The sequence below is a fragment of the Paraflavitalea sp. genome (genome assembly GCF_059502485.1).
Genome location: NZ_JCACET010000010.1, coordinates 1,005,487 through 1,025,030 on the forward strand (window position 1 = coordinate 1,005,487; position 19,544 = coordinate 1,025,030).

General features: G+C 47.0%; 13 protein-coding genes. 10 read left to right on the forward strand and 3 right to left on the reverse strand.

Features of this window, described 5'->3' with window-relative positions; genetic code table 11:
* Positions 1-363 precede the first annotated feature (363 nt).
* Genes AC5JBY_RS21370 through AC5JBY_RS21380 form a run of 3 tightly spaced genes read left to right on the forward strand, consistent with a single transcriptional unit; the run spans position 364 to position 3,688 of the window.
* The gene (locus tag AC5JBY_RS21370) at positions 364-1,572 is read left to right on the forward strand and encodes a glycosyltransferase (protein WP_495906687.1); all 1,209 of its coding nucleotides are present in this window, start codon (positions 364-366) and stop codon (positions 1,570-1,572) included.
* A gap of 11 nt (positions 1,573-1,583) precedes the next feature.
* Positions 1,584-2,672 carry a glycosyltransferase gene (locus tag AC5JBY_RS21375; RefSeq protein WP_495906688.1) on the forward strand — a complete coding sequence of 363 codons (1,089 nt, stop codon included), beginning with the start codon at positions 1,584-1,586 and terminating at the stop codon, positions 2,670-2,672.
* Complete coding sequence (locus tag AC5JBY_RS21380; protein WP_495906689.1) at positions 2,669-3,688, forward strand: glycosyltransferase family 4 protein; 1,020 nt, start codon at positions 2,669-2,671, stop codon at positions 3,686-3,688. Before AC5JBY_RS21375 ends, AC5JBY_RS21380 begins: the two co-directional genes overlap by 4 nt.
* Here AC5JBY_RS21380 and AC5JBY_RS21385 read toward each other — a convergent pair.
* Positions 3,683-5,152 carry a glycoside hydrolase family 130 protein gene (locus AC5JBY_RS21385; RefSeq protein WP_495906690.1) on the reverse strand — a complete coding sequence of 490 codons (1,470 nt, stop codon included), beginning with the start codon at positions 5,150-5,152 and terminating at the stop codon, positions 3,683-3,685. The genes AC5JBY_RS21380 and AC5JBY_RS21385 overlap by 6 nt on opposite strands.
* A gap of 195 nt (positions 5,153-5,347) precedes the next feature.
* Between AC5JBY_RS21385 and rbp the strand changes: the two genes are divergently transcribed.
* Entirely contained in the window at positions 5,348-5,617 is a 270-nt protein-coding gene (rbp, locus tag AC5JBY_RS21390; protein WP_495906691.1) for an RNA-binding regulator, read from the forward strand.
* A gap of 408 nt (positions 5,618-6,025) precedes the next feature.
* On the opposite strand, the gene AC5JBY_RS21395 is transcribed toward rbp, so the two are convergent.
* Positions 6,026-6,895: a hypothetical protein gene (locus AC5JBY_RS21395; protein WP_495906692.1), complete on the reverse strand. Its 870-nt coding sequence runs from the start codon at positions 6,893-6,895 to the stop codon at positions 6,026-6,028.
* Between the two features lie 218 nt (positions 6,896-7,113).
* Here AC5JBY_RS21395 and AC5JBY_RS21400 point away from each other — a divergent pair, with 218 nt between their 5' ends.
* From AC5JBY_RS21400 to AC5JBY_RS21425, 6 genes are all read left to right on the forward strand, one after another.
* Positions 7,114-8,430 (forward strand): IPT/TIG domain-containing protein, encoded by a 1,317-nt coding sequence (locus tag AC5JBY_RS21400; protein WP_495906693.1) that lies wholly within the window; start codon positions 7,114-7,116, stop codon positions 8,428-8,430.
* A 52-nt stretch (positions 8,431-8,482) separates the two neighbouring features.
* Positions 8,483-11,560, forward strand: coding sequence for a SusC/RagA family TonB-linked outer membrane protein (locus AC5JBY_RS21405; RefSeq protein ID WP_495906694.1), 3,078 nt, complete (start codon positions 8,483-8,485; stop codon positions 11,558-11,560).
* Between the two features lie 21 nt (positions 11,561-11,581).
* Complete coding sequence (locus tag AC5JBY_RS21410; RefSeq protein ID WP_495906695.1) at positions 11,582-13,582, forward strand: RagB/SusD family nutrient uptake outer membrane protein; 2,001 nt, start codon at positions 11,582-11,584, stop codon at positions 13,580-13,582.
* 12 nt (positions 13,583-13,594) lie between these two features.
* Positions 13,595-14,557, forward strand: a complete 963-nt coding sequence (locus tag AC5JBY_RS21415; protein WP_495906696.1) for a DUF4973 domain-containing protein — start codon at positions 13,595-13,597, stop codon at positions 14,555-14,557.
* 92 nt (positions 14,558-14,649) lie between these two features.
* A complete protein-coding gene (locus AC5JBY_RS21420) occupies positions 14,650-15,477 on the forward strand; it encodes a response regulator transcription factor (protein ID WP_495906697.1) in 828 nt (275 codons plus the stop codon).
* A 47-nt stretch (positions 15,478-15,524) separates the two neighbouring features.
* Complete coding sequence (locus AC5JBY_RS21425; RefSeq protein WP_495906698.1) at positions 15,525-18,245, forward strand: NACHT domain-containing protein; 2,721 nt, start codon at positions 15,525-15,527, stop codon at positions 18,243-18,245.
* Here the strand turns inward: AC5JBY_RS21425 and AC5JBY_RS21430 are convergent.
* Positions 18,242-19,507: a hypothetical protein gene (locus AC5JBY_RS21430; RefSeq protein ID WP_495906699.1), complete on the reverse strand. Its 1,266-nt coding sequence runs from the start codon at positions 19,505-19,507 to the stop codon at positions 18,242-18,244. The two genes, AC5JBY_RS21425 and AC5JBY_RS21430, sit on opposite strands and share 4 nt — an antisense overlap.
* Positions 19,508-19,544 lie beyond the last annotated feature (37 nt).

Genomic DNA, 19,544 nt, shown 5'->3' on the forward strand with positions numbered 1-19,544 from the left:
TGCCTTCCGATATGAAAAGTGAATTGTCAGTTTTCAACTGGTTGAAAGGAGTTTATTTGTATCATTCGCATTGATTGTTTATAGCCAACGATCCGCACATCTTATGAAATCTCCGAATGAATGAAGTCCTCAAGCGATCCTCAACTTCTCCCTAAAGTTGCCGCCGGAAATTTTAAATTAGGTGCAACCGTATAATTAGGTTATCTTCACTTGAGTCAGGCTTTATTTCTTCTCTTTTCGTATAATAGTCCTTTCTGCCAATCAATCTATTGCTTTAGGTCCCTTATTTGCAAATCAGGTATTGTTCATAACTGCTGTTGTGGCGGATTATGGATCATGTCACCATATTAAACAGGTAATCTTATGTCTACCGTTATTACTCCCTCCCGGATATTATTGATCAGTACATTTCCCCCTGCCAAATGCGGAATAGCCAGTTTTGCACAGGATTTGTTGGCTGCTGCCACCCTTGAAATGAAAAGGGCTTTTTTGATCAGCGTCTGTGCATTGGACAAAGAGAAAAATGCACATCTATACCAGTCGCCAGTCTCTATGATCATGGATGGCCATCACCTCGATTCCTGTATTGAAGCCGCCGGCCTTATTAACAAGGATGCCTCTATAGAACTTATTTGTATCGAACATGAATTTGGTTTGTATGGTGGTGAACTGGGTGAATACCTGCTGGGATTCCTGGCACTGCTGGAAAAACCATTTGTCATCAGGTTCCATACCGTATTACCCTCCCCCGATAGCAAACGATTGAAAATCGTGCAGACCATAGCATTGCTGGCTGATAGAATAATCGTCATGACAAAGAATTCCGCCCGTTTGCTACAGGAAGATTACCAGATCGATAACGATAAGGTATGCATCATATCACATGGTACCCATGAGAAAAACAGGACCAATGTATTGGAGCTGAAAGCCAGGTACAACCTGAAAAGAAAATTGGTATTGACCACCTTTGGTTTATTAAGTCCTAATAAGGGCATCGAAAAAGGTATACTGGCCATGAAAGAGATCAGCATAGCTTTTCCAGGGTCCGTGTATATCATTGTCGGACATACGCATCCTAATTTGCTGGTCCAGGAGGGCGAGAAGTACCGTTCTTATTTGCAACAGTTGATTGACGATAACAACCTGCAGAAGAATGTCCGGCTAATCAATGAATATGTGCCAACTGAAAAGCTGATGGAATATCTCGCCCTGACAGATATCTACTTGTTTACCTCGAAAGACCCATACCAGGCCATGAGCGGCACCTTCCTGTATGCTATGAGTGCCGGATGCCCTATTATTTCCAATCCATTTGTGCTCGCTGAGGAGATGTTGAATGCGCAATCAGGTATCATGCTGAAAGGAAATGATGAACATGAACTGGCAGAGCAGGCTATTTTGCTGTTGCAGCAGCCCAAACGCAGAAAGCAAATGGGCTATCATGCCTATCTGCAAACAAGAGATACTGTCTGGAATAAAGTAGCATTGATGCACCTCAACCTCTTTTGCCAGATCCTGGGAAAGATCCTGGCGCCGGAAACAAGGGTGATCGTATCACCCGTCAACGATTAAAGCAAACAAACATGGAAATAACAATAAAAAGACCCGTCGAAAAGCCAGTTGCTTTTACAGACCGGCAATTGCCTATCCTTAATTTTAAGCATATCAGTAGCCTGACCGATCTGACCGGTATGATCCAGCATGCTGTATTTGCGATGCCAAACCGTAAAGAAGGTTATTGCATAGACGACAATGCCCGCGCTTTGCTATTAGCCGTCTGGGCAGGCAAAGACAGGAAAAAACAGGAGGCCAGCGGTTACCTGTCCGTTTATCTGAGTTTCATACACTATATGCAAACCGACGATGGGTACTTTCGCAACTTCATCAGCTATTCCAAAACAACCCACGAAGAAAGAGGCTCTGAAGATTCCTACGGAAGGACGTTAATGGCCCTCGGCTTTATGATAAACGAGTGCCGCGTACCGCTGCTTACCAAAACGGCGATAGACATCTTCACAAGAGCTTATCCGCATGCCGAAAGGCTCGTTTCTATACGCGGCATGGCCAACTCCATTATTGGTATATGCCAGTTTATTAAATTCAACTATCCAGATGATCTAAAAAGAGATAAAGTGATCCTCCTGTCAGATAAGATGATCAGTATGTACCGGTCGACAAAAAAAGAAGGATGGAGCTGGTTTGAGCCAGTACTTACTTACGATAATGCCATACTGCCACTGGCTTTGTTAAACGCATACGAAGTGACCCAGCAGGAAGAGTACCTCGATATCGCTTTTGATGCTATGGCTTTTTTGGAGTCAAAAGTATTTGTTAACGGTGTCCTGCGTCCGATAGGCAATCAGGGCTGGTTGTCGATCAATGGTGGTGCCCCTGCCCAGTTTGATCAACAGGGCATTGATGCTATGGCAATGGTTTTGTATTACCAGCAGGCTTACCGGATCACCCGCGAAGACCAATACCGGGAATATATGTATAAAAGTTACCAATGGTTCCTGGGTGCCAATGACCTTGGACTATCCTTGTATGATCCGGCTACCGGCGGATGTGCGGATGGGCTGCACAGCACGGGCATCAATCTGAACCAGGGTGCAGAGAGCACGCTCGCTTATTGGATATCTCACCTGGTGGTAGCCTCAACCCTGGAAGAATGAGAATAGCCATATTATCACCTGTTACCTGGAGAACGCCACCCAGGAACTATGGCCCGTGGGAGCAGGTGGCTTCAGTGCTGACAGAAGGGCTGGTGAAAAATGGCATCGATGTCACTTTATTCGCTACCGGTGATTCTGTCACGAATGCTAAATTGGAATCCGTTTGTCCCTGGCCGCTGGGTGAATACCCGTCTGACGCCAAAGTCTGCGAATGCCTGCATATTTCGCATCTCATGGAACAGGCTGCGGACTTTACCGTCATACACAATCACTTCGATTTTTTACCGCTTGCCTGGTCACGCATGGTGCGTACTCCTTTCATCACCACCATTCATGGTTTTTCCTCCCAACAGATCATTCCCGTATATAAAAAATATAATGGGAACTCATCTTATGTATCCATCAGCAATAGCGACCGTAGCCCGGAGCTCCATTACCTCGATACCGTGTACAATGGAATAAACGAAGAGCAATTTGAATCGGGGCAGGGAAATGGTGATTACTTGTTGTATTTTGGAAGGATACATCCACACAAAGGAGCGCACGAAGCGATCAATATAGCCCGCCAGGCAAATAGGCCACTGGTGATGGCCGGTCTTATTCAGGATGAAGCTTATTACCAGGAAAAAGTAGCTCCTTTCATCAATGGCATAGATGTCATTTATAAAGGAAATGTAGGCCCTGAAGACCGCAATAAACTACTCGGCAACGCCCTCGCTCTTTTGCACCCCATCAGTTTTGAAGAGCCTTTCGGCTTAAGTGTGGCAGAAGCCATGATGTGTGGAACGCCCGTGATCGCTTTTGAAAGGGGGGCTATGAAAGAATTGATTGCAGATGGTATACACGGCTTTTTGGTGAAAGATACAGATGAGGCTGTAGCCGCTGTGCATAAACTAAAATACATTGACCGGGAGGCCTGCCGCGCACATGCCCTGGCTAATTTCAGCAGCCAGACTATGGCCAGGCGATACATTGCCTTGTATGAAAAGATCTCTCTTCATGCAAATGGGCTATAGCTCAGCCGGTGGTTGAAGTAATGCATTCAACAGCATATCCAAGGGCACAGTCGCAAAAGAAGTAGCATAATCCGATACAGCGTAAGGGATGAATAATAGTCCTTCGTGGATCATGGCCCCACACGTATACACCACATTAGGCACGTACCCCTTCCGTTCATCCTCAGCAGGCAGTAGCAAAGGCTCTTTTAAACGGCCGATCTCCTGGGTGGGATTGTCAAGTTTAAACAGACTGGCTCCCAGGCAATACTTGCGCATAGGTCCTACGCCATGTGTAATAATCAGCCATCCTGCCTCGGTTTCAATGGGTGAGCCGCCATTGCCTATTTGCACGAATTCCCAGGGGTATTTAGGTTGTTGTAATAAGCTGGCTGTTTCCCAGAGATAAAGGTCGTCAGAGAACATGATGTAATTGCTGATGCCGTCTATCCGGGATAGCATTACATACTGTCCATTAACCTTTCTGGGAAATAAAGCAAGGTTCTTATTTACTGCCATTTTCCCGTGCAGAGGAGATATCTTGAAATGCAGGAAGTCTTTTGTTGTTATCAGGTGCGGCAAAATGTAAGTTCCATCATAGGCAGTGTAGGTAGCCAGGTACAGGAACGAACCATCATCATCCACAAACTTTACAAATCTTGCGTCCTCCATACCGTTCTTCTCTGTAAAGGTCGCAGGAAAAATAACCTGTTCAGCTAATCGTGAATGTGTAGGAAAGTTGATCTCATAGCTTGTATTTACCATGCTGAGGATATCGTATCGCAGCTTGTTTCTTTCTGTTGCAGAGGGTATCAACAGCAACGCCGATCGTAATAATATTTCGATCTCTTTGTAGGTAAAACTATCCTTTAGTTTAGAAAGTATACTGTTGCGGATGTGTTCCGGTAAAGCAGTCTGCAATAGTAGTTCTTTGAACACATCCTTTTTGTTTCTTATAACTTGTGTAATGGTTCCCTCCGCTGAAAAATTGGCTGAAGGTTCTATTTGCAGCCATGCCTCTTTGCTCAATTTGCCACGTTTGAATACGACAGACGAAATATGCCCCTCTCCCGTAGCCCGGAAGCTGATAATCACATTCTTTTCGCCCAGTTCTGTACCTGATTGGTCCGGATCTTCTACGATTGAAGGATTGAACAAGGCAGCCGCTTCCAGCGAGTATTCCATTGTAAAATAGGATCCCATTAACATTTTCTTTTCCCGGGAAAGTTGTGGAAGTTCAGCTTCAGGTAATAAGTACTGAATTAATTGAAAGTGTTTATAAAAGATGAACTCGATGTCCCTGTACCGGGCACAGAACTCTTCCATAACACATTGCAGTAATTGATCTGCTGCCGATTCGGGCATTTCCAGCACCTTTTGGATCAACGCCCGTGAACGGGCCTCTCCTATATTAAAAAACCGTGGAATGACCCTGGAAAGGTCCGGATTCAATCTGATGCCTGTTCTGTTTACGCTTATTGCCATAGGTGATGATGTACTTGTGTTGCTGGTGAAGGTAGAGGAATAAACCCATCTTGACTGAAGTAAAATACAATGGGCCGGATCAACTATTAAGGCTATCTTCGATGAGATAACAGTTTGAGTTTATCAGCATCTTGTAATCCGAATATTACCTCCTGCTTTTCTCCTCAGCTAATTTTTACTTCTAAATTGATCAAAATGAACATTTATGTTTCTAATCTGGGCTTCACCGTGCAGGTGGATGACCTGAAAAAGCTATTCTCCCCTTATGGTATTATCTCTTCTGTTGCTATCATCCTTGATAAATTTACCAACCGTAGCCGTGGATTTGGTTTCATTGAAATGCCGAATCAGCAGGAGGCACAGAAAGCCATTCTTGCTTTAAACGGCATTGCGCTTGATGGAAGAGCGCTTAAAGTGAATGAGGCGAAGCAAAGAGAAGATCGCAGCAGGAATTCCATGTATTAATAATATGGTCTCGTACTTCCTAAAGGATGTTTCATGAAAAGAGGCATCCTTTTTTATTTGGGGTGCGGCGCCAACGACCTGTTACCCCAGTATCATTACTCAGCGAATCTCGATCCAGACGGGCGCATGGTCGCTCGTCTTTTCCCAGCCGCGCACTTCTTTGTCTACTCCGGCAGTTTTTGTTGTCAAATTTTTACAAGACATTTCTAAAGTGCGATTAGGCGTGCTTATTCGCGCTTTTGCTTGCACAGACAGGTGTTCGTTTTTATGCGAAAACACTTAATATCGGCTATAAACCACTGACTATTAATATCTTCAGGTCGAACAGCATTTTAAACTCTTTCCAGAAAGAGTTCGATAATAGTCCGAACGGGTTCACAAAAAAAGCAAGCCGCTCGGTTTGCTTTTTTATTGTGCCTCTATTATATTATGGGTGGAGTAGGATGTGAAATTAAAACCACTTCCGTTTTCATCGACTTTTTCCAGTTTGAACTTTTTTGAATAGATCAACTTATTGGAGGCGTTATAGCTCCTGTAAGTTAAAAGTCTGTTGGGCTTACTGACTTCACAAACTTCATAGAGCGGATACAGGGAATCTGCATCATTACGTTTAAAGAAAATCGTATCCGAGTAAACCAAGTCCCGCTGACGAATAGGGAGTCTTCTGGAAAAAGACAGCTCTCTATCCATGATCGTAACCTGTATGCGGGGATTTTTAGGATCAAGACCCGAACTTAGTGATACTGACTTGTTACCCGCTTGCTTATATTGGCTGATTACCGGATTGATACCGGAAGCTTCTTCATAACTAATCGCCTTATAATTAAGCACGTTTACCGTCTCATTGACATACTTATTTTGTATCACCTTTTTCATAGTGCTCCTGTTGAACAGACCAGCCATGGTTATCTTTTCCTCTATTTCAATTTTACCAATGTACTTATTGCCCCTGGCTATATAACAGTCAAAGACAAGTTTGGGGGATATGGTTTTGTAGAAAGGCAGCAATGACATGAGTCCAAAATGAAAGTTGCCGCTTTGCTTTAGTATAACACTGTCTCTCCCAGTACCCGAAACCAACTGCTCTCCGTCTTCGAATTGTATTACATAGGTCCTATTATTGAGCTGACTGAGTGCGCCATTGGTAATATCAGAACTGCTGCCGTACTGGCGGTTGGTGGTTTGGTAATATTGAATGGGCAGTGAAGGAAGGTTATCGTAAATAATAACTGCCAGGATCACTATTAAAAAACCTTTTACATATTTCTTTCGGGACATAGCATTCAATATAGTAAGAAATGGTTGCTTTTACGAAAGTAACCGGATGGGAATATATAAATGGGTACAAATGTTATTGTTAAGCAAAAAATAAGCTATCCATGTATGTAAGTGGTGTCAGCTCGTTTGAAGAATGACTCATTTTAGACCTATTTTGATCAGCACAGCAGCATGTGTTTTTAGGGGTCTTGTAATTTTGATTACTATAACGATTGAGCATGAAACCAAACACTGCCTGTGCCTTCAAACGGGGCCTGCCATGGGCTGCCCTGCTGCTACTTTTCTTCGCTGCCTGTTCCGACAAAGGCACAATCGACAACCGCATTCCTTACGATCCATCCAAGCCAGTAACCGTGACCCGCATCGCGCCTGATAGTGGCGGGGTCAACACGCAAATGATCATCTACGGGTCCAACTTTGGAAGTGACACTTCGCTTATCAAAGTGTATATCAATGGGCACCCGGCGCGCGTGATTGGCCTTAATGGTACGGCGCTTTATGTGCTGGTGCCTTCCAAAGCCGGTACGGGCGAGGTAAAGATCGTGATCGGCAACCCCGCCAAAGAAGTGGTGGCCCCCACCCCCTTCAAGTACATCTTCTTACCTTCTGTAAGTACGCTGGCCGGTTTTACCGACAAGGATGGCCGCACAGCCATTGTAGACGGTCCTATCGAGAAGGCGCAATTTGAAGAGCCGTACTGGTTGTGTTTCGATGAGAATAAAAATATCTATGTACTGGAAGAATACCGGGGGATGCGTTTTATCGATGCCGCCAAAACGCAGGTGTCTACCAAGTTCAGGACCGGTAACGGCCTGGGGCGGCCCCGCACGCTTTCTTTCAACACTACGTACGATACGCTTTATATCACCAATGATCAGGGATCATGGACGGGCTTAAGTACGGCGGTGGCTACCAAAGCGGATAATTTTACCCGGTGGACTTCGCTTATCTATAGCCTGCAGACTAACGGTGGCGCTGCACAACCTCAAACGGGCGACTATTTCTACAATTCTTATTCTAATGGCGCCATTTTCAAATGGGACCGGACAGCGAAGGTGGCCCAGGAACTATTTCGTATTGGCGATGTGAGCTGGGAATTCAATATTCAATTTGCGCCAAGCGGCAACTTCGCCTATATCGTGGTGGTGAATCAACATTACATCCTTAAAGCAAACTTCAACCGGGAAACAAGGCAGTTGGAGACGCCGGTACATTTTGTAGGAGGCAGAAGAAGTGCTGGCCACCTCGATGGCGTGGGCACAGATGCACGCTTTGATCAGCCACACCAGGGGGCTTTCGATGAAAACGATAACTTTTATGTGTGCGATATTTTCAATCATTGTATCCGTAAAATAACGCCCGAGGGTGTGGTAAGCACTTTTGCCGGCCGTCCCCGGAGTTACGGATACGCTGACGGCGCCTTACGGGACGCTCAATTTGACCGGCCCATGGGTATTATCTATGACCGGGAATCGGGAACGTTTTATGTTGCCGATCAAAAAAACCGACGCATCAGGATCATCTCTACTGAATAATCAACGCATCTTCTTCTAACCCTACACGGGGTTAACCCTGAATATTGTTACAATGAAAAGATACATCACCTTACTACTGCTTATGGCGGGTAGTTTAACGACTGCTTTTGCCCAGGAAACGATACAGGTAACCGGTACTGTTATCGATGAAGCCAATATGCCGCTTGTTGGCGTCAGTGTTTCCATCAAGGATAAAGTGACCGGCGGCGTTATGACGGATCAAAAGGGACAATATGAGCTCAAAACAGAGCCTTACAGTACTTTGATCTTCTCGTATGTTGGTTTTATTGTCCAGGAGATCAAGATCGGGAATAAGGGGTTGCAGAATGTGACGCTTGTTCGCGGCGATTCCAATGCGCTGACGCAGGTCATCGTAACGGCTGCCGGGCCACAGAAAAAACTGTCGGTGGTGGGCGCAGTCACCGCTGTCAACATCAATGAAATACGCATTCCCACTGCCAACATCACCAATGGCCTGGGCGGCAACGTGCCGGGCATCATCGCCATGCAGGGCTCAGGTGAGCCGGGGAATAACCAATCTGAGTTCTGGATCCGTGGCATTTCTACTTTTGGCGCCAATCAAAGTGCGCTGGTGCTGGTAGATGGGTTTGAGCGACCGTTCAATGAAATCAACATCGAGGATATACAATCGTTCTCGGTATTGAAAGATGCCTCGGCCACTGCGCTCTATGGTTCGAGGGGCGCCAATGGCGTGGTGCTCATCACTACCAAGAAGGGCCGGGCCGGCAAAGTAAACATCGACGGCAAAATCGAGTATGGTTATTTAACGCGTACCCGCACGCCCAAGTTTGTAGATGGCTATACTTACGCACAGCTCGTCAATGAAGCAAAGATCACCAGGAACCAGGAGCCTTTGTATACGGCTAATGAGCTGGAGCTGATCAAAGAGGGATTGGACCCAGACTTATATCCTAATGTAAACTGGCAGGATCGTATGCTGAAGGATGGGGCGAATATCTACCGGGCTGCTATCAATCTTTCCGGTGGGGCTTCTATTGCGCGTTATTTTGTTTCGGCCAGTTATGTGAATGAAGGGGGCATGTATAAAGCCGATCAGGCATTAAAGGATTATAGAACGAATGCTAATTTGTCGAGGTGGAATTACCGGGTGAATTATGATCTCGATATCTCCAAGTCTACTACGCTTTCGCTCGGCGTTTCCGGATTTCTTGAAAAGCAGAATTTCCCTGGCTTGAACAATCTCAATATCTGGTATTCTTTGATCGGGCAGTCGCCGGTATCGATCCCTTTTATGTATTCCAATGGACTGGTACCCGCCTATGGCACCGGCAACAGAACCAATCCCTGGGTGCTGGCCACGCAAACGGGCTACCGCGAACACTGGGAGAATAAGACAGAATCGAACGTAACGCTGAATCAACGGCTGGACATGGTGACCCGCGGGTTACGCTTAACAGCTAGACTGGCCTTTGACGCGAATAGCATCAACGATATCAACCGCATCAAATGGCCTGAGCAATACAATGTGGAGCGGCGCAGGGACAGAAACGGCAAGCTCATTATGCACCGGATATCTACTGAGTCGTTGATGACGCAGGAAACGGGTTCATGGGGGGAAAGGGTTTACCAGACGGATCTTGAACTGGGCTATAACCGGGTATTTGCTTCGAAGCACAATGTAGAGGGTTTGGTGAAATCTTTTGTGCGTGAGCAACGGCAAACGCAGAACCTGGGTACAGATATCAGAAATGGTTTACCGCGCCGCAACCTTTCTCTTTCGGGCCGGGCCATGTATGGCTACATGAACAAGTATCTGGTAGAGTTCAACTTTGGTTATACGGGATCGGAGAACTTCAAGACCGGGCACCAGTTTGGGTTCTTCCCTGCTGTTGCAGTGGGCTGGAACGTAGCGGAAGAAAAACTCATTCAGAATAATTTCGACTGGCTGAAGTTGTTCAAGATCCGTTACTCTATTGGTGAAGTGGGCAATGATAACTTTGGTGGGCTGCGATTTGCTTACCTGAGCACCATCGAAAGTGGTGGCAGCTTCAACTTTGGCGAGCCGGTGAGTCCTAATAGTTATCCGGGCTTGTATTATACGCAGGTGGCCTCGGACGCGCTTACCTGGGAAGTAGCCCGGAAGCAGAACTTAGGCATCGATATCAGTACTGCGAACAATTTATTCTCGCTCACGGTTGACATCTTCCAGGAGAAACGCCGCAACATCTATATTCAAAGAAGCCAGCTTCCCAGTATGGTGGGTATCAGCAGTCAGCCCTGGGCCAACGTAGGGGAAATGGACAACCGGGGTTTCGATGGCAACTTTTCGATCAACAAAAAGATCAAGGGGATCGACTTCACGCTGCGGGGCAATATGACTTATTACAAGAACCAGATACTGGAGCGGGATGAACAAAATAATAATTACCGCTACCTGATGCAAAAGGGCTATCGTGCTGAACAAACGCGGGGCTTGATCGCACTGGGCTTGTTCAAAGATTATGAGGATATCAGGAATAGTCCGCGGCAAACGTTTGGCAGCTATATGCCTGGTGACATCAAGTACAAGGATGTAAACGGTGATGGCCTTATCAACAATGAGGACATCGTGCCTGTGGGCGCCGGCTGGCGACCTTCTATTGAATATGGTATGGGTTTATCCGCCCGCTGGAAAGGGCTCGACGTGAACGTGCTTTTCCAGGGCGCCGGGCGTAACTCTTACTTCCTGAATGGCCCAACGGTCTATCCTTTTGTGGAAGGGGGCTGGGGCAATATCCTGACTGAAGTGGTAGAGCCGGGCAGCCGGTGGGTATCGGAAGCCATATCCGGTGGTGACAAGGGTACTGAAAATCCTACGGCCAAATATCCACGCTTAAGTTATGGTGGCAATGCCAACAATTATCGTCCTTCTACTTTCTGGCTGCGGGATGGCGCCTACCTGCGCTTTAAAACATTAGAGCTGGGCTATACTGTGCCTGCCAACCTTTGCACGCGGCTACGGCTCAGGAGCCTGCGTATATACCTGATTGGCAACAACCTGATGGTGTGGGACAAGGTGAAGGTGTGGGACCCTGAAATGGCTACCAGTGATGGTACGCGTTATCCTTTGCCCAAGACTTTCACGGCGGGTATGACTTTCAAATTTTAATCAACCTCAAAAAAGCTCGTCATGATATCTATTATATACAGGTTATTATCGATTGTTCTTGTTTGCAGCGTGCTGACTTCCTGCAAGAAGTTTATGAATATGGATCACTTCTTCAAGGACCGGATGAATGTAGATACGTTGTTTGTGAGAAAGGATTATGCGGAGCAATGGCTGGCGGATACTTACACGCATTTACGGGGTGAAAATCTCGATGTGGCCAGTAAGGATTATGCAGCTTTCAACCTCATCTCCGACGACATGTTCTTTGGTGACCGTGGTGATGAGCTGGATGGCAGGAGTTATAAAAATTACAAGAACGGGGAGTATACAGAAAGCTGGACGCAAGGTTCCTGGGGCTCCTGCTACCAGGGCATTCGCAAGGCTTCCATTTTCATTTTCAATATTGACCGCAACCGTGAAATGAGCCAGGAGGATATTGCGGGCCGCAAGGCAGAGGCTCGTTTTTTGAGGGCCTATTATTACTGGTTGTTGCTGCGCAAGTATGGGCCAGTGCCGCTGGTGCCTGACCAGGGCATCGATTATACGCTGCCTTATGAAGACCTGGCTATGCCCCGCAGTCATTATGATAGTTGTGTAAATTTTATTACCCGTGAATTGGCCATAGCAGCGAAGGACCTTCCATCTGGCCGTACCAACCGGGAACAGGTGCGGCCCACGAAAGGTGCGGCGCTGTCTGCCCGGGCGAAAGTTTATTTGTATGCGGCCAGTCCGGAGTTCAATGGCAATACGGAGATGGCCGACCTGGTAGACCATGAAGGCAAACCGCTGATATCGCAGACGTATAGTGAGGAGAAATGGGCCAGGGCTGCTGCTGCTGCCAAAGAGGTGATGGACCTGGGGACTTATCAGCTGTTTACGGCTCCCTTCAATGCTAATGATCAGGGGCCTGCTCAACCCAAGACGATCGTGCCTCCTTATCATCCGAAGTATTCAGATGCGTCTTTTCCGAATGGCTGGCGGAATATCGACCCGTTTGAATCGTATAGACAATTGTTCAACGGTGCGCTTACTGCTTCCGGTAATCCCGAACTCATCTTTTCGCGGGTGACCGAGGTGAGCGGCGTGGGGCCTGAAGCGCTGGCCAAACACCAGACGCCTTACTCGATGGGTGGCTGGAATGCGCATGGCATTACGCAAAAGCAATGTGATGCTTATTATATGAGCAATGGCAATGATATTCCTACTACGCCGCGAGCTCCTGGATTTACGACCAATGACCGGGATTACCTGCCTTTGCCGAGTGGTGTTTCTTTACAATACGCCAACCGTGAGCCGCGCTTTTATGCATCGGTTTCTTATAATGGCAGCATCTGGTACCGGCTGAGTGCGCTCGATGCTGGTTTGAGAAGTAAACAGATCTTCTATTACCGTGGTGAGCCTGATGGAAAGCAGCCTGCCTCGCCTCAGTTTCATGTAAGGACCGGGCTGGGTGTCAAAAAGTTTATCAACCCTACCGACTCGCATGATGGGAAAGTGCTGGGTTCTTTTGTAGTGCCCAAGTATGAGCCTGCCATACGGTATGCAGAGGTGTTGTTGATCTACGCAGAGGCACTGAATGAATTAAGTGGCTCGTTCAATATTGCCGATCATACAGGTGCTAAAACAATCGCTGTTTCGAGGGATGTACTGGAAATGAGCAAAGCTATGAGCCAGGTGCGTATAAGAGCAGGCCTACCCGATTTTGATGGTGGCGTTTATGGTTCGAAAGAGGCTTTCCGGAAAGCGCTTAAGCGGGAAAGGCAGATCGAGCTGCTGGGTGAGAACCACCGGTATTATGACCTGCGGCGCTGGAAGGATGCGCCTGTAGAAGAAGCCACCCCCGTGATGGGCTGCAATATGGATATGACCGTTGCGCAGCGTGACCTGTTTCATACGCCTGTTGTGATCCCCTCCTTCCCTACCATATTCGTGAAGAAAATGTACCTGTGGCCCATCTCGCATGACGAATTGAGAAGAAACAGAAAACTGACTCAAAATCCTGGTTGGACAACTCCTTTTTAAAACTACATCAACATGAAAAATATTCATTTAGTTATATTGTCGGGCCTGTTGTTTGGCCTGGGCTGTACCAAAGAGTGGACGCGGGAATTGTATGTGAAAGAAGTGTCTTTTGTAAAGAGTGGCGTGGTGCGTTTAAATGCCATGTACAAAAGCCAAGGCGGCTCTGTTACGCTTAAAGTGCCCGTGATAGTCAGTGGTTCTACCGGCAATAACCAGGATATTGAAGTATCCATCGGGCTGGACAGGGATACGCTCAATAATCTCAATTTCGACCGGTTTAGGTTAAGGCAAGATCTGTATTTCCAGGAACTGCCTGCTGCCAACTATGCATTCTCCTCCATGACGGCTGTTATTCCTGCCGGATCCATACAGGGTTATTTCGACCTGAACCTGAAGATGGAGGGACTGGACCTGATCAATAAATATATTCTGCCCGTAAAAATAGTGTCCACCTCCAGGAATAATGTTTCGCCGAGGAGATGGTTCAGCAAATCACTGATGCAAATCATTCCTTTCAACGATTATTCTGGCAGGTATTCGAATGCCGGGCTGATCTGGAACCGGGATGTACCGCAAAATAATCAGACAGCGCTGACTACCCCTTACCGGAACGCCTGGGTGGTGAATGAGAAGACCGTATTCTTCTTTGCCGGCAATATCGACGAAGAGGCTTATGACCGGGCTAAATACAAAGTGATAGCGACCTTGAATTCCGACAGTACCGTAACGCTTTCCGCCCCTGATGCTGCGATCAAATTTTCTCAGCAAAAGGGTACCTGGTCTATGAGTAAAAGAAAGGATGAGGTGCAGCCTTATCTCCAAAAGACGTATATCACCATGAACCTTGAATACTGGTATAGTGATATTACCAATCCTGCATTCCCGATCAACTACCGGTTTATAGGACCGTTGACCCTGGAAAAAGTAAGGAATACACAAATACCTGAAGAGGATCAGCAGGTTATTATTGAATAAAAATATATAAAGTCGCTAATTGTAACACCGAGGCCAATTGTCTTAGTGTTGTATGATCGTATCCTATACAATCACCACCAAAACTAAGCGCCATGGAGGAAATGGTGCCCTTATCCAAAACTGCTATGCCTGTGATCCTGCTTGTGGATGACAGTGAGGAGATATTGGACTACCTGTCTCAATCCCTGAGTGGAAAATATCATGTTCATACTGCTATGGACGGGCATGAAGCGCTCGCCATTTTACACAATGAATGGGTGCAACTGGTGGTGAGCGATGTAGTGATGCCCCAGATGGACGGGTTCGAGCTTTGTTCAACTATCAAGTCAACTGCCGGGCTGTGTCATATTCCTATTATCCTGTTGACGGGTAAAAGCTCGCTGGAATCGAAGATAGATGGTCTCAAGACAGGGGCTGACGCTTATATCGAAAAGCCTTTTTCACTGGACCTGTTGCTTGCCCAGATAGATAATTTACTGGAGAACCGCGTGAAGTTAAAGGAGTCTTATGCGCGGTCGCCGCTCCTGCATGTGGGCAATACGCCTCATTCAAAGGAGGAAGAAGTTTTTTGGAAGGAGTTAACGGACCTCATTCTTAGCAAGTTGTCCGATACCGATCTGAATGTAGAAAGGATAGCGCAGCTGATGAATATGAGCAAGTCTACGCTAAGCCGCAAGATCAAATATGTATCGGGCATGTCGCCCAGCGATGTCATCAACCTCGTGCGGCTGAGAAAATCCACCGACCTGATCGGCGCCGGCAATTTCCGCGTGAATGAGCTGGCCAAAGCGGTTGGCTATCATTATCCTGCGCAGTTCAGGCGTAACTTCAAGAAGCAGTTCAAGATGCCGCTGGCTCAATACATCAAAAGGGTGCGGCAAGCTATCAGTGTTAAGATCACCCGGGTTTACCTATCTTAATTTATCTCCGGCGGAGAATGCCAGAATTTGTGTAGCTTATACTTCGTATGACATTCGCCGGCTTTCACACTCATAACAATTCTTACGAGCGTGCGTTTGAAGCGCTCTGCAACCAGTTATTCGAGCAGTGGCTGCTGCGCACTTATGCCGATGAGCTCATTTCTTTTACTACCATCAACGGTGCCGGGGGCGATGGAGGGATAGAGGCCTGTGGCGTAACGAGCAATCAAGGGACCATTGGCATGCAAGCGAAATGGTTTCGTCATGTACTGGGGCCAGGACAGATCAGTCAGATCCGACAGTCGATCGAGACCGCCCTACAGGTGCGTCCACAACTTAGCCGATATATTATTTGCCTGCCCAGGGACTTTCAATCGGATAAGTTAACGAAAGGAGGCCGGCCAGTAACGAACACGGAGGAGCAGCGACTGAAAGCAATGGCCGACAGCCTGCAAGTCAATCACCCCCACCTACAGATCGAGTACTGGAATGAGCACCGGCTACTGGCCGAACTTCAACAACCCGGGAATGAAGGTATCCGCAAATACTGGTTTGACCGGGAACTCATCACCATCGGGTTCCTTGAACAGCGTTTTGACCTAGCGCGCAAAGGCTGGCTTAAAGAGCGTTATATACCCGACCTGCATGCGCAAGGGGATATCCAACTGGCTATTAATAAACTCTTGTACACGCCCACTTTCCGGGAAGCTGCTATCGAACAGTATCGCTATTATCTGTCCTTATACCAAGGCGCCAAAGATGCGCTTCTGGCATTGATCAACGTGCTGGACGCAACACATGATTTGTGGGCTCCTCTTTCCAACCTGCTGCATAAGATCGACGCTATCATTGCTATCGATGAGGAGCAAATACAACAATTGGAACATGGTCAATTTACCCTAACTGTGCAAAGACCGGATGACCTGAAAGTTGCCGATCTGCGCGCCAGGATCGACGTCCTGGTTTTTCCTGATTCCGACAGGCATATCGTTGAACGGGCAAGTTTGCAGCTCAGGCTCTTGAAAGCTCATGAACATAGGTTGTCAGCATCGTTACTGCAACATTTCAGTTGTATCATAACTGGCGGCCCGGGTACCGGAAAGACGCACGGTGTAGTGCACGCGGTGGCGCAACGACTGGCCCAAGGTCTTCCTGCCATGATCGTTCAGGCCAGTTCCGTGAAAGCCACCAGTTGGGCCAATATCCTTCAATCGGCCCTTGGAGGGCTTTATAGCTGGACTGACTTTGAAATTCTACGGGCCCTGGAGGCCATGGCCCATACCTGCGATATCAAACTGGCGGTCGGCAGTCAGGGGCATGAAATGATGCCTGAGCTGACGCGTGTGTTGATTTGTGTAGATGGGTTGGACGAGGTGCGTGATGACCTGAACTGGCTTGCACGCATCGGCGAAGTGGCTTCCTTGCATCAACACTTTCCAAGGATCGTTTTTGTCTTTACCACCCGGCCTATCCGGTTGGATCGACCAACTTACTTCAATGAGAAATGGAGCGAATCCTGGATGCTGCCTGTTACTTTGCGCGGAGAAGGTGATGTTTCGCTGACGCAGTTAGTGCCTCCATACCTCAGCTACTTCAAGATACAATATGAAAAAACGCCCTGGCTACTGCAATCGTTCAGCAATGCGCTCTCGCTCAAACTATTTTGTGAGGAGTATGCCGGGCAAGACCTGTCGACGATCCATCACGCTGTGACCACCAGCCTCACTACGTTACTCAACCATAAAATAGAACGGCTCTCCCAGGAATTCTTCGAACAACAACCACTCCTATGGTCTCCTGCGGATCAACTCATCCGCAATATCCTGTTGGGTATGATGCCCTTGTTTATGCAGGAGCAGCATATCCCGCATAAGCAGCTTGTGACAGCGATCACGCTCATCGATCCGTCGAGGATTGACAGCGTTTCTGCCGGTAAGGTATTGGATATGCTGTGTGCGTATGGTATACTGCTTCGCGAGTCCCTACCGAGCGGCAATAGCCTGTTGCCCGTTGACATCATCTACTCCATCACTTACCAATCTTATGCTGATTACTTTATTGCGCTACGTGCTACAGCGGAAATAACCCGCCAGCCACTAAAGGAGCTACCAACCTCCTTGAAATTTCCTTACAACGATCATGCTATCGTTTACACTGCACTGGTCTTATATGAAGATCATGGCATTATGGTGGGAGAAAATAGCTATTGGGTAAACGACTTTGACGCGCTTTCGCTATTGACTTTGCAACTACATGTACTTCGTTGCAGTAGCAGTGATAAGGTGTTGGGTTATTTACCGATCCTTCAGGAAAAATTTCTCCATAGCCAGGAGGAACGGGCGCTGATCATATCAGACCTCATCAAACCGCGCATATACGATCAGGCATTGAACCTGGGCAAAAACTTCATTCATGCCTTACTAATTTCATTCCCTACACCGGTTGCCCGGGAGATGGCGTTGTATGGACAACACCTGAACGAAGAAAATGCCGGACGTTTTTATAGCTCCGGGCATCCTTTGTCGGTGGAACTGGAACCCGATGACTGTTTCGATGGGCCGCCGCTGCTATTGGCCTGGAGCCTGGCTTCGCCCGATAGTGAATACCGTGAAGAGGCCAGGGATCAATTAGCAGATTGGGCTATGAACAATGTTGGGCAATTGACCGCACTGCTTGACTTGTTCACCACTTGTAATGACCCGCAAATTCAGGAAGAACTGGCGATCGTTATGGAAGCGGTGACTATGCAACTCCAGGAAGATGATTAATGATGATGATGTTGTTGCGGAAAAATAGGCTTGTATATTTTATCAACGCTCATGGTCCGTTCTTCGCGAGCTCCTTGCTTATTCTGGTATGAAACCTTTATATAGTTGCCTTCAAAGCTATCGGGCATACGGACGGAAAAGCTACCTGCCGAATCGGTATTTTTTGACAACGCCGGATAGCCTTCCACATGAATCTCAACGGGTTCAGAAACGGGTAGTTTTCCATGAACAGTCAGTGTAGCAGGGTCTCGTATCAGGGTAATGGAGATAGTTTGATCATCAACTGCTGCCAACGTGAGGGTAGTATCCTTTTTTCCATTGTGAAACATCCATTTACTATCATATAGTGATAGTTCAGCCAGCCTGTTTTTATAACGTGCAGGAAGACCATGATACTGATAGTAGATCTCATCATGTGGATGTAGCGTAATGATTACCTTTTCTCCCACCTTCAATCCAGGTTCCATTTGTTCGACAATAGGTGACAGATCTGGTCTTCTTAACACAAACTGTACGTCGAACTTATCTTCGACAATCAGTGGGTTCAGTATGAAAAAGATGATAACTGCCACACCAATGCCTATTCTCACCAAGGCGTGATCGAGTACACGGAGCTTTCCCGCACTAAGTGCACATACTGCAGCCACCATGCCACCCAGACCAAGGGCACATTGAACAGCCAGTACAGACCTGGTTTGTTGCCCCAACAGGTAGCTCAATACAAAGGCAATGATAACGGTGAAGCATGATATACCCAACAGCCGCCAGTTCTTTCTTCTACGCCGCTCGACCATATGGTCTTTGTAGAATTGAAGCAGTGCAGCAGGCAGGTAGTCAGCTAATTTCGCTACATGCCTCCTGGACCTTGAGTCGCCAAATTTGATGAGATAAGGTAAGACTGTTTCAAAGTTAATGGCGGGCGGATCGAAGCCGGCAGCTTTGAAGCGAAAAAGCAGTTGCTTGTATATTTTAAATACTTCTACCAAACAGCTCAGGTATACATTTACTTCCTGCGTCACGTTTTTAGCAAAACGCTGGTCGTGAAAAAAGCCGTTCGCATTTTCGGAGAGACCTGTCTGAATACTTGTATCCAATGCTTCCTGCCATTGCCGCAGTACCTTGTAGATATCTCCCCAACGATCACTATTAAAAGAAGGCCCTACCGGTGTTTTTACTATACTTGCATTTAAAGCAGCAAATGCTTCCTCCAGCATATCTCTATGCTTTTTTAGCGTCGCCAACGTTGCTGCCTGATCGATCATGTATATGGCATTTCATGCTTATAGATAATTAAATAAC